Annotated in this window: 21 protein-coding genes and 2 tRNA genes; 15 read left to right on the top strand and 8 right to left on the bottom strand. The window is 66.2% G+C overall.

Annotated elements, in window-relative coordinates; genetic code table 11:
- Positions 1–111: 111 nt before the first annotated feature.
- Complete coding sequence (locus tag HH308_RS30390; RefSeq protein ID WP_170193855.1) at positions 112–531, bottom strand: PH domain-containing protein; 420 nt, start codon at positions 529–531, stop codon at positions 112–114.
- Positions 532–773: 242 nt separating this feature from the next.
- On the opposite strand from HH308_RS30390, the gene HH308_RS09050 reads away from it, so the two are divergent.
- From HH308_RS09050 to ilvC, 3 genes are all read left to right on the top strand, one after another.
- Positions 774–2708, top strand: coding sequence for an acetolactate synthase large subunit (locus tag HH308_RS09050; RefSeq protein ID WP_170193854.1), 1935 nt, complete (start codon positions 774–776; stop codon positions 2706–2708).
- A complete protein-coding gene (ilvN, locus tag HH308_RS09045; protein ID WP_170193853.1) occupies positions 2705–3205 on the top strand; it encodes an acetolactate synthase small subunit in 501 nt (166 codons plus the stop codon). The genes HH308_RS09050 and ilvN overlap by 4 nt, the downstream gene beginning before the upstream one ends.
- Before the next feature lie 85 nt (positions 3206–3290).
- Positions 3291–4304 (top strand): ketol-acid reductoisomerase, encoded by a 1014-nt coding sequence (gene ilvC / locus HH308_RS09040; RefSeq protein WP_170193852.1) that lies wholly within the window; start codon positions 3291–3293, stop codon positions 4302–4304.
- A 78-nt stretch (positions 4305–4382) separates the two neighbouring features.
- Here the strand turns inward: ilvC and HH308_RS09035 are convergent, their stop codons facing one another.
- Positions 4383–5138, bottom strand: a complete 756-nt coding sequence (locus HH308_RS09035; RefSeq protein WP_312870493.1) for an AraC family transcriptional regulator — start codon at positions 5136–5138, stop codon at positions 4383–4385.
- Between the two features lie 65 nt (positions 5139–5203).
- Here HH308_RS09035 and HH308_RS09030 point away from each other — a divergent pair, with 65 nt between their 5' ends.
- Positions 5204–5563, top strand: coding sequence for a phosphopantetheine adenylyltransferase (locus HH308_RS09030; RefSeq protein WP_170193851.1), 360 nt, complete (start codon positions 5204–5206; stop codon positions 5561–5563).
- Between the two features lie 72 nt (positions 5564–5635).
- On the opposite strand, the gene HH308_RS09025 is transcribed toward HH308_RS09030, so the two are convergent.
- Positions 5636–6301 (bottom strand): chymotrypsin family serine protease, encoded by a 666-nt coding sequence (locus HH308_RS09025; RefSeq protein WP_170193850.1) that lies wholly within the window; start codon positions 6299–6301, stop codon positions 5636–5638.
- 322 nt (positions 6302–6623) lie between these two features.
- Between HH308_RS09025 and serA the strand changes: the two genes are divergently transcribed.
- From serA to HH308_RS09010, 3 genes are all read left to right on the top strand, one after another.
- Entirely contained in the window at positions 6624–8219 is a 1596-nt protein-coding gene (serA, locus tag HH308_RS09020) for a phosphoglycerate dehydrogenase (RefSeq protein WP_170193849.1), read from the top strand.
- An 8-nt stretch (positions 8220–8227) separates the two neighbouring features.
- Positions 8228–9241, top strand: coding sequence for a 3-isopropylmalate dehydrogenase (locus tag HH308_RS09015; RefSeq protein ID WP_170193914.1), 1014 nt, complete (start codon positions 8228–8230; stop codon positions 9239–9241).
- A 120-nt stretch (positions 9242–9361) separates the two neighbouring features.
- Entirely contained in the window at positions 9362–10345 is a 984-nt protein-coding gene (locus HH308_RS09010; RefSeq protein ID WP_170193848.1) for a type IV toxin-antitoxin system AbiEi family antitoxin domain-containing protein, read from the top strand.
- Between the two features lie 86 nt (positions 10346–10431).
- Here the strand turns inward: HH308_RS09010 and HH308_RS09005 are convergent, their stop codons facing one another.
- The gene (locus HH308_RS09005) at positions 10432–11628 is read right to left on the bottom strand and encodes an MFS transporter (protein ID WP_170193847.1); all 1197 of its coding nucleotides are present in this window, start codon (positions 11626–11628) and stop codon (positions 10432–10434) included.
- A gap of 124 nt (positions 11629–11752) precedes the next feature.
- Here HH308_RS09005 and HH308_RS09000 point away from each other — a divergent pair, with 124 nt between their 5' ends.
- The 5 genes from HH308_RS09000 (at position 11753) to HH308_RS08980 (ending at position 15551) form a co-directional block, all read left to right on the top strand.
- Positions 11753–12547 (top strand): fumarylacetoacetate hydrolase family protein, encoded by a 795-nt coding sequence (locus HH308_RS09000; protein WP_170193846.1) that lies wholly within the window; start codon positions 11753–11755, stop codon positions 12545–12547.
- 11 nt (positions 12548–12558) lie between these two features.
- Entirely contained in the window at positions 12559–13386 is an 828-nt protein-coding gene (locus tag HH308_RS08995) for an alpha/beta fold hydrolase (protein ID WP_312870491.1), read from the top strand.
- A gap of 120 nt (positions 13387–13506) precedes the next feature.
- The gene (gltX, locus tag HH308_RS08990) at positions 13507–14982 is read left to right on the top strand and encodes a glutamate--tRNA ligase (RefSeq protein WP_170193844.1); all 1476 of its coding nucleotides are present in this window, start codon (positions 13507–13509) and stop codon (positions 14980–14982) included.
- A gap of 369 nt (positions 14983–15351) precedes the next feature.
- Positions 15352–15423 (top strand) — tRNA-Gln (locus HH308_RS08985).
- Positions 15424–15478: 55 nt separating this feature from the next.
- A tRNA-Glu gene (locus tag HH308_RS08980) sits at positions 15479–15551 on the top strand.
- A 79-nt stretch (positions 15552–15630) separates the two neighbouring features.
- Here HH308_RS08980 and HH308_RS08975 read toward each other — a convergent pair.
- Both HH308_RS08975 and HH308_RS08970 read right to left on the bottom strand, forming a co-directional pair.
- Positions 15631–16128 (bottom strand): pyridoxamine 5'-phosphate oxidase family protein, encoded by a 498-nt coding sequence (locus HH308_RS08975; RefSeq protein ID WP_170193843.1) that lies wholly within the window; start codon positions 16126–16128, stop codon positions 15631–15633.
- Between the two features lie 22 nt (positions 16129–16150).
- A complete protein-coding gene (locus HH308_RS08970) occupies positions 16151–16882 on the bottom strand; it encodes an IclR family transcriptional regulator (RefSeq protein WP_170193842.1) in 732 nt (243 codons plus the stop codon).
- 117 nt (positions 16883–16999) lie between these two features.
- Between HH308_RS08970 and leuC the strand changes: the two genes are divergently transcribed.
- The 3 genes from leuC to HH308_RS08955 all read left to right on the top strand — a co-directional run bounded on the left by leuC (position 17000) and on the right by HH308_RS08955 (position 19855).
- Positions 17000–18436 carry a 3-isopropylmalate dehydratase large subunit gene (leuC, locus tag HH308_RS08965; protein ID WP_170193841.1) on the top strand — a complete coding sequence of 479 codons (1437 nt, stop codon included), beginning with the start codon at positions 17000–17002 and terminating at the stop codon, positions 18434–18436.
- A gap of 42 nt (positions 18437–18478) precedes the next feature.
- Complete coding sequence (gene leuD, locus HH308_RS08960; protein ID WP_170193840.1) at positions 18479–19075, top strand: 3-isopropylmalate dehydratase small subunit; 597 nt, start codon at positions 18479–18481, stop codon at positions 19073–19075.
- A gap of 174 nt (positions 19076–19249) precedes the next feature.
- Positions 19250–19855 (top strand): HU family DNA-binding protein, encoded by a 606-nt coding sequence (locus tag HH308_RS08955; RefSeq protein ID WP_170193839.1) that lies wholly within the window; start codon positions 19250–19252, stop codon positions 19853–19855.
- A gap of 101 nt (positions 19856–19956) precedes the next feature.
- Here the strand turns inward: HH308_RS08955 and HH308_RS08950 are convergent, their stop codons facing one another.
- Positions 19957–20877, bottom strand: a complete 921-nt coding sequence (locus HH308_RS08950) for an NUDIX hydrolase (protein ID WP_170193838.1) — start codon at positions 20875–20877, stop codon at positions 19957–19959.
- A gap of 26 nt (positions 20878–20903) precedes the next feature.
- Positions 20904–23102 (bottom strand): RNA degradosome polyphosphate kinase, encoded by a 2199-nt coding sequence (locus HH308_RS08945; RefSeq protein WP_170193837.1) that lies wholly within the window; start codon positions 23100–23102, stop codon positions 20904–20906.
- Positions 23103–23107: the final 5 nt, after the last annotated feature.

Below are 23107 nucleotides of genomic sequence, written 5' to 3'. Positions count from 1 at the left end.
GTCTCGCCCGGGTGAACAGTGTCAACGCGACGACGGTCAGCGATAATTCCGTCGTGTGCCGGCCGCTGCAAGGGTCACCCGCGCGGGGTGACTGTCACGTTACTCCGCTGATCAGGCCAGATCGTCCACGCCGTCGAATGGATCGGGAATCCGGCCGCGGCTGGCCAGCGACAGCAGGGGCAGATCGCCGAACCCGACGGCGGGCAGGCGCACGAACGACTTGTCGGTGCGGACCGCACGCGCCGGGCCCCACTTGGGGAATTGCAGTCCGTCGAGCTGCGACCACGCGATGTCGGTGGTGCGCAGCGTCGACACGACGCGCAGTCCGTCGTCGGTGACGACGGTGCGCAGCCGATAGATCCAGTAGGCGAGCGCCACCGGGATCAGCAGTACCCACCCCAGGGCGACGAGGTTGATGCCCGCGATGACGATCGCGACCAGTGCGGTCAGCAGTACCGCGAGGTAGGCGACGCCGGAGATGCGGATCGTCACGGGTAGTTCGACGGTTTCGCTGGTTTCGGTGTCTGACACAGGCCTATTGTGGCACTGTTGGAAACGATCCCAATATCTGGGATTCGCGTGTCATCAGTTTGACTCGGCAACGTCGATCGACCTAACGTGAATCCCGTGATGAATGAAGGACTCCTCGTAGTAATCGGTCGGCGCGTCGCCTGACCGGTCACTTCGTAGACCTCCACCATCGACGCGCCACCCTCGCACAGCATCGCTGTCGGGGGTTTTTTCTTGTCCAGCAATCGAGATGGGACGCCACCGTGAGCGCACCAACTGTCGGAAACGGCAACGCGACACAGACACCTGCAGCCCCGGCTGCACCTACCGCCACCGTTCGCGCGGTGGGCACGATCGGACAGCACACCGTAGCGCCGGAGCGCGTCTCCGGTGCGCAGTCGGTCGTGCGTTCGCTCGAGGAGCTCGGCGTCGACGTCGTATTCGGCATTCCCGGTGGTGCGGTGCTCCCGGTCTACGATCCGCTGCTCGACTCGCAGCGGGTGCGCCACGTGCTGGTCCGCCACGAGCAGGGCGCCGGCCACGCGGCCACCGGATACGCGCAGGTCGCGGGTCGGGCCGGGGTGTGCATGGCGACGTCGGGTCCGGGTGCCACCAACCTGGTGACGCCGCTCGCGGACGCCCAGATGGACTCGGTGCCGGTGGTCGCGATCACCGGACAGGTCGGGCGCAGCCTGATAGGCACCGACGCCTTCCAGGAAGCCGACATCTCCGGTATCACCATGCCGGTGACCAAGCACAACTTCCTGGTCGCCAACGCGATCGACATCCCGCGGGTGATCGCCGAAGCCTTCTACATCGCCGAGAGCGGCCGCCCGGGCGCGGTGCTCGTCGACATCCCCAAGGACGTGCTGCAGGCCCAGACCACGTTCTCCTGGCCGCCGCAGCTCGACCTGCCCGGCTACCGTCCGGTCACCAAGCCGCACGGCAAGCAGGTGCGCGAGGCGGTTCGGCTGATCAACGCCGCCAAGGCGCCGGTGCTCTACGTCGGCGGCGGCGTGATCAAGGCGGAGGCGTCGGCCGAGCTGCTGGAGCTGGCCGAACTCACCGGCATCCCGGTGGTGACCACGCTGATGGCGCGCGGCGCATTCCCTGACAGCCACGACCTGCACATGGGCATGCCCGGTATGCATGGAGCCGTGGGAGCCGTTGCGGCGCTTCAGCGTTCGGATCTGCTGATCACCCTCGGCGCCCGCTTCGACGACCGCGTCACCGGGCAGCTGTCGTCGTTCGCGCCGAACGCGAAGGTGATCCACGCCGACATCGACCCCGCCGAAATCGGCAAGAACCGCGAGGTCGACGTGCCGATCGTCGGCGACTGCAAGGCCGTCATCACCGATCTGGTCGAATCGCTGCGCAGCGACCGGGCGACCGGCAGCACCGGGCAGGACCTCACCGAGTGGTGGACCTACCTCGACGACATCCGCAAGACCTACCCGCTGAGCTACGACGCTCAGTCCGACGGTTCGCTCTCGCCGGAGTTCGTCATCTCCGAACTCGGCAAGGCCGCCGGACCCGACGCCGTGTACTGCGCGGGTGTGGGACAGCATCAGATGTGGGCCGCGCAGTTCATCTCCTATGAGAAGCCGCGCACCTGGCTCAACTCGGGTGGCCTGGGCACGATGGGCTATTCGGTGCCCGCGGCGATGGGCGCGAAGATGGCGGCACCCGACACCGAGGTGTGGGCCATCGACGGCGACGGCTGTTTCCAGATGACCAATCAGGAACTGGCCACCTGCGCCATCGAGGGCATCCCGATCAAGGTCGCGCTGATCAACAACGGCAACCTGGGCATGGTCCGGCAGTGGCAGACGCTGTTCTACGAGGAGCGCTACTCCAACACCGACCTCGCGACGCATTCGCGGATGATCCCCGACTTCGTCAAGCTGTCCGAGGCACTCGGGTGTGCCTCGTTCCGCGTCGACCGCGCCGAGGACGTCGCCTCCACGATCGCCGCGGCCCGCGAGATCAACGACCGTCCGGTCGTGATCGACTTCATCGTCGGCGCCGACGCCCAGGTGTGGCCGATGGTCGCCGCGGGCACCGGTAACGACGAGATCATGGCGGCCCGCGACATCCGTCCGCTGTTCGACGAAGAGGACGCCGCCGACGAGCCGGCGACCATCCACCAGACGATGGGCCAGACGACCAACGCTGCGATCAAGGAGAACGACCAGTGACCACACATACCCTGTCCGTGCTGGTCGAGGACCGTCCGGGCGTGCTCGCCCGGGTGTCCAGCCTGTTCTCGCGGCGCGGCTTCAACATCAGTTCGCTCGCGGTGGGCCCGACCGAACTCAAGGGACTCTCGCGGATGACGATCATGGTCACCGTCGACGACTTCCCGCTCGAGCAGGTGACCAAGCAGCTCAACAAACTGATCAACGTGATCAAGATCGTCGAGCAGGATCCGACCAACTCGGTTTCGCGCGAATTGATGATGATCAAGGTGCGTGCGGATGCGTCGGTGCGCAGCGAAGTCATCGAGGTCGTTAATCTGTTCCGTGCAAAGGTCATCGACGTCAGCACCGAGTCGTTGACGATCGAGGCCACCGGTACCACTGAGAAGCTTGAGGCACTGCTCAAGATGCTCGATCCCTACGGCATCCGGGAGATCGCGCAATCGGGCGCGGTCACGCTGGGCCGCGGCCCGCGCAGCATTTCCTCGAACCGCTAGCCGGTTCGCGGTGCCGGGAGCGATGGCGAGCGGCCCGAAGCAACAACCAACAACACCTAGAAAATAATGTGAAGGGACAATAACTGTGGCAGTCGAGATGTTCTACGACGACGATGCCGACCTGTCGATCATCCAGGGCCGTAAGGTCGCTGTGATCGGCTACGGCAGCCAGGGCCATGCGCACTCGCTGTCGCTGCGTGATTCCGGCGTCGACGTCGCGATCGGCCTGCGCGAGGGCAGCGCGTCGCGCGAAAAGGCGGAGGAGCAGGGCCTCAAGGTGCTGACCGCAGCCGAGGCAGCCGCTTGGGCCGACGTCATCATGGTGCTCGCACCCGACACCAGCCAGGCCAAGATCTTCACCGAAGACATCGAGCCGAATCTGAAGGACGGCGACGCGCTGTTCTTCGGGCACGGACTCAACATCCACTTCGACCTGATCAAGGCGCCGGAGAACGTCACCGTCGCCATGGTCGCCCCGAAGGGACCCGGTCACCTGGTCCGTCGCCAGTTCGTCGACGGCAAGGGTGTGCCCTGTCTGATCGCGGTGGACCAGGATCCCAAGGGCGAGGGCCAGGCTCTCGCGCTGAGCTACGCCAGCGCCATCGGCGGTGGGCGTGCCGGCGTCATCAAGACCACCTTCAAGGAAGAGACCGAGACCGACCTCTTCGGTGAGCAGGCCGTGCTCTGCGGCGGCACCGAGGAACTCGTCAAGACCGGCTTCGAGGTCATGGTCGAGGCCGGCTACGCGCCCGAGATGGCCTACTTCGAGGTGCTGCACGAGCTCAAGCTCATCGTCGACCTGATGTACGAGGGCGGCATCGCCCGCATGAACTACTCGGTCAGCGACACCGCGGAGTTCGGCGGCTACCTGTCGGGCCCGCGTGTCATCGACGCCGACACCAAGGAGCGCATGAAGGCGATCCTGGCCGACATCCAGGACGGCACCTTCGTCAAGCGCCTCGTCGCCAACGTCGAGGGCGGCAACAAGGAACTCGAGGGGCTGCGCAAGGCGAATGCCGAGCACCCGATCGAGGTCACCGGCAAGAAGCTGCGCGACCTGATGAGCTGGGTCGATCGGCCGATCACCGAAACTGCCTGAGTTTCAACAGTTTTCACACATCGGCGCCGCTGGGAGATGTCCCGGCGGCGCCGTTGTCGTCGGTCCCGGCGGCCGGGGTCAGTCGCCGACGACCAGCGTCGCTCCCGACGCCAGCAACGTCGACGCCGACAATCCGAACATCGCGTGGAACGTGTCGCTGAAATGTGACGGACTCGCGAACCCGGCGTCGACGGCGGCGGTCGTCAGATCCCCGCCTTTCGCGATGCTCTCGCCGACCCGGCACATCCGTGTCCACAGACGATAGCGCCGGAAGCTGGTGCCGGTGTGTGCGGCGAACAGCTGAAGGAAGCGTGACGTCGACAGATGCACCTGCGCCGCCAGATCTGCGGCGGAGTAGTCGTGACCGGGGTGTGCTCGCAATGACGCGGTGGCTTGCGCGATGCGCTCGTCTGCGATCGAGTCCGCTCCCGCGGCGACGTCGAGTACCGTGACCGGATCGATCGGGGACGCGCGCAATGTTCGCAGAATTTCTTTCTCGCGCACGTGGTGGAGCGCCAGCGGCCCCTCGATCTGTGACATCGCGTCCCGGCAGCGCTGCACGCGCCGCGACCCGGCGTCGAAGTAGCAGAACGCGACCGTCGACGCGGTGCTGACCCGGTGGATCGTTCGGGGTGGGATCAACACCGTCCGACCGACGCAGGTGTGGCCCGCCGCGCGGACCTCGACGTCGGCGCCGACTCCCGTCACCATAACGCTGACCGCCGTCGAATGTGGTTGCAGCGCAAGGGAGGGGCCGACGTACAAGGCATGACCCGCCCACAGCCACACGACAGCGGCAGGATCGTCGGTTTCCGGAAGCGGGGCGACCGTCACATCGGCGATGATTCCACGAAACCGGGCTCGAGTGGGCCGGACATCTCGCAGGAGCCGCCGTGAACATGACCTTGACAGTGCTGTTGGTGATCGTCGGGCTGATCAATGCGGTACCGGGACTCGCCGCGGTGGTCCCCGGCGCGATCGGACGGGCGTACGGGGTCGACGCCGGTGACCGCGACGTCGCGACGTTGTTGCGTCACCGAGCGGTACTGCTGTTCCTCGTCGGCGCCGCACTGACCGCGGGCGCGTTCATCGAGCCGTTGCGCGACGCCGCGATGATCGGGGGAGCGGTATCGATGATCAGTTACGCCGCATTGGTCTTCGGCGGAGCGGCGAACCGGCGACTTCGAGTGGTGGCCGTCGTCGACGTCGGCGCGCTGGGACTGCTCGCCGTCGCAGTGTGCCTGCGACTGGCCGCATGAACCGACCGAAAGCACCGCGCCCCGGACGAGTCGTCCGGGGCGCGATGAAAAACGTTGTGCGGCAGGAATGCCCTAGATCGGGGTGTATCCGCCGTAGGCCGGCAGCGAGCGCACCCGAGCGAGGATCGGCTCGATGTTGGTGCCGGTCTCGGGTCCGATGCACGAGGTGAAGTAGTAGGCGTTCACCATTCCGATGAGGCGGTCGCCGACGACCACCGGGCTACCGGAATCGCCCTCCACCACGCAGATCTGGCTGTAGTGAGCGGTGTCCTCGGAGAACCAGACGATGCCACAGGTGTTGCCGGTGGTACGGCCTTCTTTGCAGGCGATGGTCGGGAACGACGCTGCCCGCGGGTCGATCGCACGGATCGTGACCCCGTGCACCGTGCGCAGCGGCACGACCTTGGCGGGGTCGAAGGCGATGATCGCCATGTCGAGATCGCTGGCCGAGTAGGTCACCGTGCCGATCTGACCACGGTTCTGGTAGGTCTCGGAGTACACCCGCTGGCCGGGGGTACCGCAGTGGCCGGCGGTGATGCCGATGAGCTTGCCGGTCTTGGAGTGGCCGATCGTGGTCAGGGTGCACGCCGCGGCGCTGTTGCCGCCCTTGAGGACCAAAATGCCTGAGCCACCGCCGATAAATGCCTTCGCGGGTGCCGCGACCGCTCCGCCGGCACCCCAGCCGGCCAGCACGGTCGCCGCCATGATGGCGAACAGCGCAGACAGCTTCCTAATCATTCAGTCTCCAAGTCATCGAGGTACCGGGCAACACAAACACCGTCACCGTACCGGCCTAGTCTGAGAGATCGATGCTGCGGAATCCAGTCGGCCCCCAGCCGCAACCAATCTGTGATGTCAGTAATGCTCGTCACAACGTACCCGCTGAAATGTCTTGTGCCTAATCGGACGCCTCATCACGTGCGCATATCAGCAGGTGACCGGCTGCAGGCGCCGCGTCCGCGCCATCTAGACTGATCGCGGCAGCAGACTGCGCGTCGCTCGGGTGCGCCGTCGGGTCGCTGCCGAAGACTTAGTCGACACCGAATGCGGGAGTTTAATCGTGACCTCAGCTGGACGTCCAGTTGTTCTGATCGCCGACAAATTGGCACCTTCGACCGTGGACGCCCTGGGCGACGACGTCGAGGTGCGGTGGGTGGACGGTCCCGACCGTCCCAAACTGCTTGAAGCCGTCGCCGACGCGGACGCGATCCTCGTACGCTCGGCCACCACCGTCGATGCCGAGGTCCTGGCGGCCGGACCGAAGCTGAAGATCATCGCGAGGGCCGGCGTCGGCCTCGACAACGTCGACGTCCCCGCCGCCACCGAGCGCGGCGTGATGGTGGTCAACGCTCCGACGTCGAACATCCACACCGCTGCCGAACACGCCGTCGCACTGCTGATGGCGGCCTCGCGCCAGATCCCGGCCGCCGACGCCACCCTGCGTGAGCACACCTGGAAGCGGTCGTCGTTCAACGGTGTCGAGATCTTCGACAAGACCGTCGGCGTCGTCGGACTGGGCCGCATCGGTCAGCTGGTGGCCGCACGGATGGCCGCGTTCGAGACCAAGATCATCGCCTACGATCCCTATGTCTCGGCCGCGCGCGCCGCGCAGTTGGGCATCGAGCTCGTCACGCTCGACGAACTGCTCGAGCGCGCCGACTTCATCACCGTGCACCTGCCCAAGACTCCGGAGACCCTCGGGCTGATCGGCGCGGATCAGCTGGCGCGCACCAAGAAAGGCGTCGTCATCGTCAACGCCGCGCGCGGTGGACTCGTCGACGAGCAGGCACTCGCCGACGCCATCACCTCCGGTCAGGTCCGGGGTGCGGGTCTCGACGTGTTCTCCACCGAACCGTGCACCGACTCGCCGCTGTTCGACCTCCCGCAGGTCGTCGTGACGCCGCACCTCGGAGCGTCGACCAGCGAAGCGCAGGACCGCGCCGGCACCGACGTCGCCAAGAGCGTGCGCCTGGCGCTGGCCGGCCACTTCGTCCCCGACGCCGTGAACATCACCGGTGGCGCCGTCGACGACGAGGTAGCACCGTGGTTGGAGGTCGCGCGCAAGCTCGGCGTGCTCATCGGCGTGATCAGCCCGGAGGTCCCGGCGTCGATCGTCGTCGACGTCCGCGGCGAGCTGGCGTCGAGCAACGTCGAGGTGCTGGGCCTGTCCGCGCTGCGCGGTCTGTTCTCGGCCGTGCTGGACGACCCGATCACCTTCGTCAACGCTCCCGCGGTGGCGCAGGAGCGGGGCGTGACCAGCGAGGTCACCACCGCCACCGAGAGCCCCAACCACCGCAGCGTCGTGGACGTCAAGGCAGTCCTGGCCGACGGCACCGTGCACAACGTGGCCGGCACCGTCAGCGGCCCCCGGCAGGTGGAGAAGATCGTCAACATCAACGGCCGTAACTTCGACCTGCGCGCCGAGGGCAACAACCTCATCGTCAGCTACGCCGATCAGCCGGGCTCGCTGGGCAAGATCGGTACGGCGCTCGGCAACGCCGGGGTCGACATCCTGGCCGCCGGTCTGTCGCAGGACGCCGAGGGTGACGGCGCCACCGTGCTGCTGCGTGTCGACGACGTCGTGGCCGACGACGTGGTCGCCGCGGTCGGCGAGGCCGTCTCCGCAACTCTGATCGCACAGGTGGATCTGTCATGACAACATCGCTGAAGCTCGCCGTCATCGCCGGAGACGGCATCGGACCGGAGGTCGTCGACGAGGCACTCGCGGTGCTGCGGGCGGTGGTGCCCGACGTCGAGACCACCGACTACGACCTCGGCGCCCGCCGCTACCTGCGCAACGGTGAGCTGCTGACCGACGCCGACCTCGAATCGCTGCGTGAGCACGACGCGATCCTGCTGGGCGCCATCGGCGACCCGCGGACCGTGCCGTCGGGCGTCCTCGAACGTGGCTTGCTGCTCAAGATGCGCTTCGCGCTCGACCACCACGTCAACCTGCGCCCGTCCAAGCGCTACGACGGCGTGACGTCGCCGCTCGCCGGAAATCCGGAGATCGACTTCGTCGTGGTCCGCGAGGGAACCGAGGGGCCCTACACCGGCAACGGCGGCGCTCTGCGTATCGGCACACCGCACGAGGTGGCCACCGAGGTAAGCGTCAACACCCGCTACGGGGTAGAACGTGTGGTGCGCAACGCTTTCCAGCGCGCATCGGCTCGCCGTAAGAAGCTCACGCTGGTCCACAAGACCAACGTGCTGACGTTCGCCGGGTCGTTGTGGCAGCGCACCGTCGACGAGGTCGCGCCCGAATTCCCTGACGTGACAACCGATTACTGCCACGTCGATGCCGCGACCATCTACCTGGTCACCGATCCGGGCCGCTTCGACGTGATCGTCACCGACAACCTGTTCGGCGACATCATCACCGACATCGCCGCGGCTATCGGCGGCGGCATCGGTCTGGCGGCGTCGGGTAACATCGACGCGACCGGCACCAATCCGTCGATGTTCGAGCCGGTCCACGGCTCTGCTCCCGACATCGCCGGCCAGAACAAGGCCGACCCGACCGCGACGATCCTGTCGACCGCGATGTTGTTGCGCCACTTGGGCAAAACGGTCGAGGCCGGTCGCGTCGAGGCCGCAGTCGTGGCCGATCTCGCCGAGCGTGGCGACGCCGCCCGCTCGACCACCGAGGTGGGCGAGAGCATCCGAGCACGCCTGTAATAGGGGCGCAAACCCTGCACTATCTATCGTTCCCAGCACCTCTCAGGTGCTGGGAACGATGTATTTTGCAGGGTTTGCGGGCAGGTGGATCTAAACGGGGCCGTGCTGCGTCTAAGAGACATGCATCCATTTCCGATCGACGGCGACGGTTACATCCGCGCCGATACCGCACTGTCACTCGGTTTCAGTCCCCAGCAACTTCAACGGGCAGCAGCTAAGGGAGACCTCGACTGGATCGCGTCCGGTGTATACGCTGTCCCCGCCGAGCGGACTCCCGAGGCACAGCATCGATTCGAGGTGATGGCGGCGACCACCTCTCCTGCTGTCGCGGTCAGTCACGCGTCGGCGGGTGTCGTGCACGGACTATCGATGCTCGATGCCGATCTCAGTCGGCTTCATCTCACCTCGGCGACCTCCGACGTCGGATACAAACGCACGCGCCGACACGTGCATCCGGGCCCCTTGACGCCGGACGACATCGTGCAGGTCGACGGTCTGTGGGTGACCAGTCGCGAACGCACCGCGTTCGACGTCGCGCGCACGTCGACGTCGGGATTCCCGGCGGCGCTGGCCGCATTCGACTCGGCATTGCGCACCGGGGGCGACCGAACCGTGATGCAAGCGTATGGCGCGCAACCGCGCACCGGCGTCGGCGTCGCCCGGCGGGCGTTGACCTTTGCCGATCCGTTGTCGGAGAACGCAGGCGAATCGTGGGGGCGTGCGCAGATGATCGAAGGCGGCCTCGTCGTTCCCCGGTTGCAGCATGAGGTGTTCGACGACGCTGGGACGTTCATCGCCCGCACCGACTACGACTGGGTCGATGAGAACGGAGCGATCGCGATGGTAGGCGAGTTCGACGGCCTCGGCAAGTACCTCAAGTATCTGCAGCCTGGGGAGGATGCGCAGGACGTGATCCGGCGCGAAAAGAGGCGAGAAGGCAGACTGCAGGACCTCGGGATCATCGTGGTGCGCTGGACGTGGGCGGATTTGAAAGCTGGTCGGGTGGTCTCTCGGATCGTCGCGCAGATGCGGGCGATCGGGCTTCCCACCCCGCCGCCGTCTCGGCCCAATCCGGCGCTCGCCCGGCGTCGTCGGTCCGCGTGATCTTTACAAACCCTGCACTATCTGCCTTCCCCACCACCCACTGATGGCTGAAAATGGTGGATAGTGCAGGGTTTGCGGCCACATACCTACCGCGGATCCCTCGGCACCAACGGCAACGCGATCAGCGGCGCGATCGCGGTGACGGCAAACGCGATCGGGTAGCCGACGCCGTCGATGGTCGTCGCGATCAGCGGCACCGCGGCCGAGCCCGCCAGATACTGTGCGGTGTTCTGGAAAGCCAGTGCACGCCCGCTCCACGACGGCCCCGCGAATTCGGCGACCGAGGTGAATGCGAGACCGTTGTCCGCGACGGTGATGATCGACGCGGCGACCATGATCGCGATGGCCACGGGGGAGTTGAAGGCGTCGGTCACGGCCAGCAGGATCGTCGCGGTCGCTGCCGCCGCGGCGATGATGCGGATCGGCCGCATCCGCGAACCCCACTGATCAGACCACCGTCCCGCGGCGATACGGCCAAGCGCCCCAACGATTTGCGTCACCGTCACCAGCACGCCCGCCGTCGCCGGGGCCCAACCGCGATCCACCATCAGCCACACCGGCACGAACGTCCACAACGCCATCTGCGGTATCACCAGCAGCACGCTGACGCCGTGCACCCGCCACAGAAAGTCGCTGTGCCGGTACGGGTTGGGCGCCGCAGCGGCCGAGGCGCCCGCGGGATGCGGAGGGTCGATGATCACCAGCGCGGTCACCGCCAGCGCGATCGTCGCCAGGATCGGGAACACCGCGGTGCCCGCGGCCAGCCCGACGTGCTGTGCGAGCACCGGAACCGTCATCGCGCTGACCCCGACGCCCAGCGGCTGCGCCATCTGCCGGATGCCCATCGCGGTGCCGCGCTGCGCAGCCGGAAACCAGCCGACGACGATCCGCCCGCCCGCGCCGTTCGTCGACGCCGCGCTCGCGCCGGCGAGCAGCAGAGTCGCGCCCAACAGCCACGTGGGCGCTGAGAACGCGGCCGCGACAACGGTTCCCGTCGTCGCGGCGACGGTCCCGCCCAGGGACAGCAGCAGGATGCTGCGCTCTCCGTAGCGATCCAGCGCCGCGCCCCACGGGATCGTCGTGATCATCAACCCGATCGAGGCCATCATCGCCAACAGTGACGCACTCGGCAGACCGATGCCCGTCGAGCGCTGCAGTTCGGGAATCAGGAAGGCGCCGCCATTGACGACGCACGCGGTCGACAGCGCGGCGAGCGTCGACGCCCCCAGGATGCTCCAACGTCGTGCTGTTCCGATCTCGCGGGGAACTGTAGCGATGGTCACGTTCACCTCCCGGATGGGGCCGCATGCGCGGCAGTCTCAAATATTGGGATGACAATTCCAAATGTTAGAACACGAGCCGACCCCGTGTCCATGCGCGTCCCGGCATCTGGGATAGGCTCTAGCCATGCGTTTAGGTCGAGTAGCGAGCCCCGACGGTGTCGCCTTCGTCGCCGTCGAGGGCGAACAAGGTGCAGAAACCGTTCGGGAAATCGCCGAGCATCCCTTTGGAAATCCGACGTTCACCGGCCGTAGCTGGCCCCTCGCCGACGTGCGCGTGCTCGCGCCGATCCTGGCGAGCAAGGTGATCTGCATCGGCAAGAACTATGCGGCGCACATCGAGGAGATGGGTGGGGTGGCCCCCGACGGAACGACGATCAAGGTGGCCGATCCCGTCATCTTCATCAAGCCCAACACGTCGATCATCGGGCCCGAGGTGCCCATCGTTCGCCCGCCGTCGTCGGAGCGAGTCGACTACGAAGGCGAACTCGCCGTCGTCATCGGCCGCCCCTGCAAGGACGTCAAAGCGGCTCAGGCGAAGGACGTGATCCTGGGCTACACCGTCGCCAACGACGTTACCGCGCGCGATCAACAGGCCGCCGACGGCCAGTGGACCCGCGCGAAGGGGTACGACACGTTCTGCCCGCTCGGACCGTGGATCACCACCGACGCCGACGTCTCCGACGTCGAGATCCGCACCGAGCTCGACGGCGTCGTCAAACAGCAGTCGCGCACCTCGCTGATGCTGCACGACGTCGGGGCCGTCGTCGAATGGATCTCCGCCGTGATGACGCTGTTGCCGGGCGACGTCATCCTCACCGGCACGCCGTCGGGCGTTGGGCCGATGACGGCCGGTCAGCGGGTGTCGGTCACCGTGGAAGGTATTGGGACACTGAGCAATCCGGTGGTGGACAAGCAATGAGTCGACATGCGGTGAGAAATCTCCCGAAGACCGCCCGCCTCAACGGCATCGAGATCTCCTACGAGGACTCCGGCGGCACCGGTCAGCTCGTCGTGATGGTGATGGGCACCGGCAGCCCCGGCCGCGTGTGGAAGGCCAATCAGCAACCGGCGCTCGTACGGGCCGGTTACCGCGTCGTCACTTTCGACAACCGCGGCATCGCCCCGACGTCGGAGTGCGCCGACGGTTTCACCCTCGACGACATGGTCGCCGACACCGCGGCACTCATCGAACACGTCGGTGGCGGACCCGCCGTCGTCGTCGGGACGTCGCTCGGTGCGCGGATCACCCAGGAACTCGCGCTCGCGCGCCCGGATGTGGTGAAGGCGGCCGTGATGATCGCGACCTACGGCCGTACGACGCCGCTGCAGGAAGCGATTTCGGTGGGTGAGCGGGCGCTCTACGACAACAAGATCACACTGCCCAAGGAGTACGAGGCGGCGATCACCGCGCACCTCAACCTCTCGCCGCACACGCTCGCCGACGACCGCTCCGCGCGCGACTGGCTCGACATCATCGGCTACTCGCCGCAGACCGTGACGCCTGGCGTGCGCGCGCAATTCGAGCTCCACAACGCTGAACCCAATCGTCTCGACGCCTATCGGGCGATCTCCACGCCCGCGCTCGTGATCGGGTTCGCCGACGACCGCACGCTGCCGGTACATCTCGCACGCGAGGTCGCCGACGCCATTCCCGGCGCGAAATACGAACAGGTGGAGAAGGCCGGACACTTCGGGTATCTGGAGCAGCCGGCGGCGGTGAACAAGCTGCTGCTCGACTACCTCGCGAGCGTGACCTAAGAAGTCCGTCCGTCTCGCACAAATCCCGCTGAACTCGGATAATTCCCCCTCGTGACGGTGGATTGTCCGAGTTCGGGGGGATTTTGAGTTTGTCGTGCACGCGCGGCTACCGTTTACCCCATGACTTCTGCAGTACGCGTCCGTTTCTGCCCATCACCGACCGGCACCCCGCACGTCGGCCTCGTCCGCACCGCACTGTTCAACTTCGCGCAGGCCCGTCACACCGGAGGCACCTTCGTCTTCCGCATCGAGGACACCGACGCCGCTCGCGACAGCGAGGAGTCCTACCAGGCGATCCTCGACGCCCTGCGCTGGCTCGGCCTGAATTGGGACGAGGGGCCCGAGGTCGGCGGACCGTACGGGCCCTACCGGCAGTCGCAGCGACGCGACATCCACCGCGACGTCGTGGCTAAGCTCCTTGAGGCGGGCGAGGCGTATGAGGCGTTCTCCACTCCGGAGGAGGTCGAAGCCCGGCACAAGGCAGCCGGCCGCGATCCGAAACTGGGCTATGACAACTTCGACCGCGACCTCACCGCCGAGCAGCGAGCCGCATATCTGGCCGAGGGTCGCAAACCCGTTGTGCGCCTTCGTATGCCGGCCCAGGACATCGTCTGGGACGACCTCGTCCGCGGCACCATCACCGCCAAGGCGGGCACCGTGCCCGACTACGCGCTGACGCGTGCCTCGGGCGATCCGCTCTACACGCTGGTCAATCCGGTCGACGACGCCATGATGAAAATCACACACGTGTTGCGCGGCGAGGACCTCCTCTCGTCGACCCCGCGACAGATCGCGCTCTATCAGGCGCTGATCCGCATCGGCGTCGCCGAGTCCGTGCCTGAGTTCGCCCACCTGCCGTTCGTGATGGGGGAGGGCAATAAGAAGCTCTCCAAGCGTGACCCGCAGTCCAACCTGTTCCACCACCGCGACCGCGGGTTCATTCCGGAGGGTCTGCTCAACTACCTGGCACTGCTCGGCTGGGGCATCGGCGGCGACAACGACATCTTCTCGATCGACGAGATGGTCGCGGCTTTCGATGTGCGGCAAGTGAATTCGAATCCCGCGCGCTTCGACCAGAAGAAGGCCGACGCGATCAACGCCGAGCACATCCGGCGACTCGAACTCGACGACTTCACCGCCCGGCTCAAGAAGTTCTTCTTCGATCGCGGGTACCTCAGCGAGCCGCTCGACGACGCGATGTTCACCACGCTGGCCGACCTGGTGCAGACCCGAATCCAGGTACTCGACGACGCCTGGGGGCTCGTTTCGTTCCTCTTCGTCGACGACGCCGACTTCGTCGTCGACGAGAAGGCCGCCGCCAAGAATCTCGGGGCCGACGCCAAGCCGGTGCTCGACGCGACCGTCGCCGCGCTCGACGCCGTTGCCGACTGGACCACGCCGGCCATCGAGGAGGCGCTCAAGACCGCGCTGATCGACGGTCTGGAACTCAAGCCGCGCAAGGCCTTCGGACCGGTGCGCGTCGGCGTTACCGGATCGCAGGTCTCGCCGCCGTTGTTCGAGTCGATGGAACTGCTCGGCCGCGAGCGCAGCCTGGCCCGTCTGCGTTCCGCCGCAGAGGTGGCCGCCCAGGCCTGACGCTGTGCGGGGACGGCTGCCCGCCGCTGGTTGAGCGAGCGTAGCGAGTCGAAACCGCCTTCCCCGTTGGTTGAGCGAGCGTAGCGAGTCGAAACCACGCAACTGACGCCGAGAATCCACGACGATGCGAAGACCGGCGCGATGCGCGAAATCGGCTGTGTCACCGTGGTTTCGACTCGCTCGTCGCTGGCGCTCCTGTCGGCTCAACCGGCGGAGGGAGCGTCGCAGCAACCCCACCCGAAGAAATCGACCGAAAATATAGCCTGACCTCAACGTTTGTGCTTTTACCCGGTGGTGGTGATAACCTCTTTCTCGGCCCAATCGAGGGCGTCAGGAACGCGAACTGACGACCGAGAAGGGGTTATCCCATGGGGTATGGTGTAATTGGCAACACAGCGGTTTCTGGTACCGCCATTCTAGGTTCGAGTCCTGGTACCCCAGCGAACACCAGTTGTTTGCGATGCCGTAAGGTAGTGCGAGCAAAAGGAAGTTCCTTGGCCCCGTCGTCTAGCGGCCTAGGACGCCGCCCTCTCAAGGCGGTAGCGCGGGTTCGAATCCCGTCGGGGCTACAACGAAAAGGTCCCTCCCGAGATTTCGGGAGGGACCTTTCTCATTTCCGAGTCGGTCGAACTCAGCGAGCCGTGAGTCTCACAGGTACTGCGCCGTGGATCCGGCGAGCGGCAGTTCCGGCAGGCCCAGTTTGCGATGATCCCACGACCGAACCCGTTGCGGCACAACGCGAACAGCGACGCGCTTGTTCATCATCTGCTCGACGGCGGGCTTGAGATCGTCGCTGTAGGGCCCGTTGTAGCGTTCCCACACGCTGATGCCCGCGCGCAGGCAGGTGTCGGGGTCGTCGTAGATCTCGGCCGTGCCCTCGATCGCGACGCCGCGCAATTTGTCGTAGGTGAGGCCGTCTTCGACGCTCACCGACACCTGCGGATTGCGACGCAGATTGACCGCTTTCTGCGACTTCGCCTTTGTCTCGAACCACAATTCGCCGTCGATGAGGCCGTACCACATCGCGACGAGATGGATTCGTCCGGTGAGTCCGGTCGTCGCGAGTGTCGCGGTGCGGCTGCGCGTGAGGAATTCGGTGATCTCGTCGTCGGACATGACGATCTGATTGCGTTGATTTGCTCCCATAGCCGCACATTACCGGCGCGGGTCAATGCGGCGACGAGAGCCTCTTGTGAATGGCGTCCGCCGCCGCCACGAGGTCGGCCGCCCACCGGGCGCCGGGGCGTCGGCCGATCCGGTCGATAGGCCCGGACACCGAGATCGCGGCCACCACCTCGCCGTCCGCGTCGCGGACCGGGGCCGACACGCTCGCGACACCCGCTGCCCGCTCACCGGCGCTCTGCGCCCATCCGCGACGCCGGATCTCGACGAGGGCGCGCTCGCCGAAGGTGCTGTCGGGCAGCAGCGCTCGTTGAGTCGACGTCTCCGCCCACGCGAGCAGGACCTTGGCGGCCGAACCGGCGTTCATCGGCAGTCGACTGCCGACGGGCACGGTGTCGCGCAGACCGGTCGCCGGTTCCATCGCGGCGACGCACACCCGCTCGGCGCCTTCCCGGCGATACACCTGCACGGATTCGCCGGTGATGTCGCGCAGGCGCGGCAGCACCATCAGCGCGGCCTCGGTAACGGGATCGGTCGCCGACGCCGACAGTTCGGCCAGCGCCGGACCGGGTATCCACCGGCCGCCCGCGTCGCGGGCCAGCATCCGGTGCGTCTCCAGTCCGATGGCGAGGCGATGCGCGGTCGCGCGGGGCAGTTCGGTGGCCTCGCACAGTTCGGTGAGATTGCGCGGCGCATCCGCGACGGCCCGAACGACGGCCATCGATTTATCCAAAACGCCGATTCCGCTGACCGGCGCCGATGCGGTATTGTATCCCATAGACCGATACTAGCTGTCCACATAGTGAGATGCCAAGACCGAATAGCGGTATCCCGCCGGACATCAGCCCGCTCGTGTCGGTGACCCGATTGCCGAACTATCAAGGTGCGTTTCTTCATGAGTAACAGCTCCAGCCGACCCCGCACCCTCGCCGAGAAGGTGTGGGACGACCACGTCGTCGTGCCCGGCGAGGCCGACGCCTCCGGTGCGCGCAACCCCGACCTGATCTACATCGACCTGCACCTCGTCCACGAGGTCACCAGTCCGCAGGCGTTCGAGGGTCTGCGGTTGGCCGGTCGACCGGTGCGGCGCACCGATCTGACCATCGCCACTGAGGATCACAACGTCCCGACGATCGACATCGACAAGCCGATCGCCGACCTGACCTCGCGCACCCAGGTGGAGACCCTGCGGCGCAACTGTGAGGAATTCGGCGTGCGGCTGTATCCGATGGGCGACGCCGACCAGGGCATCGTGCACGTCGTCGGGCCGCAGCTCGGACTCACCCAGCCCGGCATGACGGTGGTGTGCGGCGACAGCCACACCTCGACGCACGGCGCGTTCGGCGCGCTGGCGATGGGCATCGGCACCTCGGAGGTGGAGCATGTCCTTGCGACACAGACGCTTTCGCTTCGCCCCTTCAAGACCATGGCCATCAACGTCGACGGCGAACTGCCGCCTGGGGTCTCCAGCAAGGACCTCATCCTGGCGGTGATCGCGCAGATCGGTACCGGCGGCGGACAGGGCTACGTGCTGGAATACCGCGGCCCGGCCATTGAGAAGCTGTCGATGGAGGCCCGAATGACCATGTGCAACATGTCTATTGAAGCGGGTGCACGCGCAGGCATGATCGCGCCCGACGCTATAACCTATGAATTCCTCAAAGACCGGCCGCACGCGCCGCAGGGGGCCGAATGGGATGCCGCGGTGGCCTACTGGGACAGCCTGCGGACCGATGACGGCGCCGTCTTCGATGCCGAGGTGCACATCGACGCCGCGTCACTCACCCCGTTCGTCACCTGGGGTACCAACCCGGGGCAGGGCGCTCCGCTGGGCTCGGCGGTACCCGACCCCGCCGCGATCGCTGACGAGACCGACGCGCTGGCCGCGCGGAAGGCGTTGGAGTACATGGATTTGACGCCGGGCACGCCGCTGCGCGACGTCGAGGTCAACACCGTGTTCGTCGGGTCGTGCACCAACGGCCGCATCGAAGACCTGCGGGTCGTGGCCGATGTTCTCAAGGGCCGCAAGGTTTCCGACGGGGTGCGAATGATGATCGTGCCCGGGTCGATGCGGGTGCGCGCGCAGGCGGAGACCGAGGGGCTCGGCGACATCTTCACCGCCGCCGGCGCCGAATGGCGACTGGCCGGTTGCTCGATGTGCCTGGGCATGAACCCCGACCAGCTCAACCCCGGCGACCGCTGTGCGTCGACCTCGAACCGCAACTTCGAGGGACGCCAGGGCAAGGGCGGCCGTACCCACCTGGTCTCACCGGCCGTTGCCGCCGCCACCGCGGTACGCGGAAAGCTCTCCGCCCCTGCCGATCTCGCCTGAGATCGTCCGCCCCGACCCTCTCTCCACAAGCTAGGACTCATCATGGAAGCCTTCGAAAGCCACACCGGAATCGGTGTGCCGCTGCGTCGCAGCAATATCGACACCGACCAGATCATTCCCGCCGTGTTCCTCAAACGCGTTGCGCGGACCGGATTCGAGGACGGTCTGTTCGCCGGCTGGCGCACGGATGCGGACTTCATTCTCAACAACGAACCCTGGAGTGCGGGTTCGGTGCTCGTCGCCGGACCCGACTTCGGAACCGGTTCTTCTCGTGAACACGCTGTGTGGGCGTTGATGGACTTCGGATTTCGCGTCGTCATCTCCTCACGCTTCGCCGACATCTTCCGCGGAAACTCCGGCAAGGCCGGCCTGCTCGCCGCTCAGGTGGAGCAATCCGACGTCGAATTGTTGTGGAAGCGGCTCGACGCCGAGCCCGGCCTGGAGATCACGGTGAGCCTCACCGACAAGACCGTCACCGCGGGAGATCTGGTGGTGCCCTTCGCAATTGACGATTACACCCGGTGGCGGCTCCTGGAGGGACTCGATGACATCGGGCTCACCCTGCGGGAAGTCGAGGCGATCTCCGCGTACGAGTCGCAGCGGCCCGAATTCAAGCCGACGACGGTTTCTGCCGACTGATCCCGTTCCCCCACAAAGGACTTCCGGCACTGTATGCCGTAACCTCGTGCCGCGTCGGCGATTTCGACGCGGCACGCTCTAATCAGCGTGGAAGATGGACGTTTTCAAATTTGACGTTTACCGTGTTGTGTTAGCTGCCCAACCGGTGGGTTGCTGGAAGCTTGCGGAGGATTCATGAACAAGGCAGAGCTCATCGACGAGCTGAGCAAGAAGCTCGAGACGGATCGCAAGACCGCGACCGATGCCGTCGAGCACCTCATCGACACCATCGTGCGGGCCGTGCACCGCGGTGACACGGTGACGCTTACCGGTTTCGGCGTATTCGAAAAGCGCAAGCGCGCACCGCGTGTCGCACGTAACCCGCGCACCGGCGAGACGGTGAAGGTGCGCGCGACGTCGGTGCCGGCGTTCCGCCCGGGCGCTCAGTTCAAGGCTGTGGTGGCGGGCAAGCAGAAGCTGACCGCGTCCGGCCCGGCGGTTCGCCGCGGCGGTGCCACCGCGGCACCCGCGAAGACCGCGGCCAAGAAGGCCGCGCCGGCCAAGCGGGCCACCGCGACGAAGACGACCGCTGCGAAGAAGGCCACTCCGGCCAAGAAGGTGACTCCCGCGAAGAAGGCCACCCCGGCTAAGAAGGTCACCGCCGCGAAGAAGGCCACTCCGGCCAAGAAGGTGACTCCCGCGAAGAAGGCCACCCCGGCTAAGAAGGTCACCGCCGCAAAGAAAGCCGCACCCGCCAAGAAGACCGCGGCGAAGAAGGCTCCGGCCAAACGCGCCCGGTAGCACGGCCCGACACGCGCATGGGTCCTCGACGGCTCTTCCCCCGTCGAGGACCGAATTGCCCCGCCGACGGCCGAATTGTTCTGTGAGTCAGTTCTGATCGGCTACGAGGGCAGCGGCGACGCGATGTGGTCGGCGGCGACCACATCGCCGTCGGACATCGAGACGACCCAGACGCTGGCCTTTCGGTTGCGATTGGGTGCCAGACGCACGCCGTCGTGGTGAGTCCACCAGCTCATCACCGGCGGAATCACTTTTCCCTGACTGCAGACAGCGCGGACATAAGTTGTGTCGCATGCCAATTCGACGACACGTTCGCGGGTCGTAGCAGGGTCGGCCGCAAATGCCTCTTCGGTCAACAGCGGTTCCACCACGACGTCGGTCCCCAGCCGATCGGCGAGTGGCCGGACCGTCTGGATGCAGCGCACCCGGTCCGCCGCGTGTACCCGTTGCGCCCCAAAGGCTTCGAGCACATCGGTGAGCGCTTCGGCTTGCGCACGCCCGTTCTTGTCCAGCGGCCGCAATCGGTCGTCGCCCCGGTACTGCGAGCGGCGGCCCGCCTTGGCGTGCCGGACCAACAGGAAGGTGTGCAGTTGCGCGGGCGTGGATGCGAACTGCGCCAGGATCTTTCGATCCAATTGGTAGGTGAGCCGGCGTCGGGCCTTCGCCAGATCGAACCAGTCGAACTCGTCGACCTCGTGGTTCGCGACGAACTCTCCGCCGGTCGCGCGCGCCGACCAGTAGTGGACCTTCTTGACCGTATGGTCGTTGAGGTCGTAGGCCACCCTCGACAGATGGCGGCCGAGGACGGTGGAGAAGCCGGTCTCCTCGGCGATCTCACGCACCGCGGTCCGGAAGATCGACTCGCCCGCTTCGGCTTTGCCTTTCGGGAGAGTCCAATCGTCATAGCGGGGCCGGTGCACCAGCCCGATCTGAACGCCGGATCCCGCCGGGGCGGTGCGCCACAGCACACCGCCGGCCGCCCACACGATTCGCCGTCCGTTGGAAGGATTCTTCGTCGTCATCGTCTCGTGAGTCTATGGTCGTCAGGTTACGAACTGCCAACCGCGAGACGGCGATGTCGTGCCATCAGCTCGCGCTGATGATCATGGACTTCTTCGCCCTCGGCGGGCGATGCCGTCCAGTTGCCGTCGGAATTCAGCGTCCAGCAGCGCGTACGCGGATCCAGCGCTGAGGCAAAGACATCGGCGAGTTCGGCGGTCAGCCGCTCGTCACGCACCTGGACCATCACCTCGACGCGCCGATCGAGATTGCGGTGCATCATGTCGGCCGATCCGATCCAGTACTCGTTCTGCGCGCCGAAATGCAGCATGCGGGAGTGTTCGAGGAACTGTCCGAGAATCGACCGGACGACGATGTTCTCGCTGATGCCCGGCATACCCGGCCGCAGCGCGCAGATGCCGCGCACCACCACTTCCACCGGGACGCCGTTCTGCGACGCCCGATACAGCGCGTCGATGACGCCCTCGTCGACGAGCGCGTTGGCCTTCAACTGAATTCGGGCGGTGGTGTCCCCGGCGCGGAAACGCTCGATCTCGACGTCGATGCGGTCGACGATGCCGGCCCGGATGCCGGCGGGTGCCACCAGCAGATTTCGGTACTCCTGCTTGCGCGAGTACCCCGTCAGGGTGTTGAACAGGTCGGTCAAGTCGGCGCCGACCTCGGGCGCCGCGGTGAACAAGCCCACGTCCTCGTACAACCGCGCGGTCTTGGGGTTGTAGTTGCCGGTACCGATATGGCAGTACCGCCGGATCGCCGAACCTTCGCGGCGCACGACAAGGCAGGTCTTGCAATGTGTTTTCAGCCCGACGAGGCCGTACACGACGTGCACGCCCGCCTGCTCCAGCTGCCGCGCCCACTTGATGTTCGCCTGCTCGTCGAAGCGTGCCTTGATCTCCACGAGCGCCACCACCTGCTTGCCCGCCTCGGCTGCGTCGATCAGCGCGTTGACGATCGGCGAGTCGCCGGAGGTGCGGTATAGCGTCTGCTTGATGGCGAGCACCTGCGGGTCGGCCGCGGCCTGCTCGATGAAGCGCTGGACGCTCGTCGAGAAGGAGTCGTAGGGATGGTGGACCAGCACGTCGCCTTCGCGCAGGGTCGAGAAGACGCTCTTGGGGGTTTCGCGTTCGCCGAAAGCCGGATGGGTGACCGGCACGAACGGCCGCTCCTTGAGATGCGGGCGGTCGAGGCCGTAGATCTCGAAGAGCGACGAAAGGTCAAGCAGCCCCGGCACTTCGATCACATCGCCGGGATCGACGTCGAGCTCGCGCAGCAGCAGCTCGAGCATGTGCTCGCTCATATCGTCGGCCACCTCCAGGCGGACCGGCGAACCGAAGCGGCGGCGGGCCAGCTCGCGTTCGAGCGCCTGCAGCAGGTCCTCGTCGCGGTCTTCCTCCACCTCGAAATCGGCGTTGCGGGTGATCCGGAAGGCGTGGTGCTCAACGACTTCCATGCCGGGGAACAGCAACGACAGATTGGCCGCGATGAGCTCCTCGAGCGGCATGAACAAGGCAGGGCGATGCGCGGGCGGAGTGTCCTCGCCGTGGCGGCCGGTCGACTCGGCAGGCACCAGTTTGTCGACACGGACGAAACGCGGAACGTTGTCGGGCACCTTGATGCGTGCGAAATGCTCGCCCGGCTCTCCCGAATCACGCACTGTCACAGCCATATTCAGCGACAGGCCACTGATATACGGGAATGGGTGGGCCGGATCGACGGCCAGCGGGGTGAGGACCGGGAACACCTGCTCGGTGAAGTACTCGACCAGGCGGGCCTGCTGGGTGGGATTGAGATCCCCCCACGAGACCACGTGAATGTTGTTCTCCGCCAACGCCGGTTGCACGGCGTCGAGAAAGACGCGCGCGTGCCGGTTGGCGACCGTCTGGGCGCGGCCGGCGATCCGCAGCAATTGCTCCCGTGGTGACAGTCCGTCTGCCGACCGCACCGACAGTCCCGTCTCGTCGCGGCGTTTGAGCCCGGCGACGCGGACCATGAAGAACTCGTCGAGATTCGACGAGAAGATCGCAAGGAATTTCGCCCGTTCGAGCAATGGCATCGACGTGTCCTCGGCGAGCGCGAGAACGCGGGAATTGAAGTCGAGCCAGCTCAATTCGCGGTTGAGGTAGCGATCTTCGGGAAGGTCGGCGGACGCGTCGGGAAGTGGAGTGGCGGCCGGGGGAGCCCCGGGACTGGGATCGGTCGGGCGGACTGCGGCATCGTCGGGACTCACCGGTC

This window comes from Gordonia asplenii, assembly GCF_012933505.1.
In the GTDB taxonomy this organism is placed as follows: domain Bacteria; phylum Actinomycetota; class Actinomycetes; order Mycobacteriales; family Mycobacteriaceae; genus Gordonia; species Gordonia asplenii.
This window is presented reverse-complemented; position numbering and strand designations above follow the sequence as displayed.